Origin of the sequence: Pseudomonas sp. Larv2_ips (genome assembly GCF_963879675.1) — a bacterium.
GTDB lineage: Bacteria > Pseudomonadota > Gammaproteobacteria > Pseudomonadales > Pseudomonadaceae > Aquipseudomonas.
Genome location: NZ_CAWOAW010000017.1, coordinates 1 through 231 on the forward strand (window position 1 = coordinate 1; position 231 = coordinate 231).

Here is a 231-nt window from a genome sequence, read left to right on the forward strand (position 1 = left end):
CGTCACCACCAGCCGCTGCGCCAGCGAGTGACTCCAGCCAAACCCCAACCCACAATCCACTTCCACCGCACTGGTGCGGTACAACCGCGTCCACTCAAACGGCAAAATCCCGTCTAGCACACCATCCGTAAGCGTCAGCAATTCTTCCCCGGTGACCATCGACACCGGGCAGCCATTGGTGGCGGTTTTGTCGGCAGGTGCCGCGGCATCTCCCTGGGGATTTTTCGCAGC

The 231-nt window shown here is 61.5% G+C and carries 1 protein-coding gene; it reads right to left on the reverse strand.

Annotation, left to right across the window (positions count from 1 at the left end; translation table 11 throughout):
* Positions 1 to 231: DUF6531 domain-containing protein (locus tag AACV02_RS15240; protein ID WP_157986780.1), on the reverse strand; the 231-nt coding region annotated here is incomplete at both ends.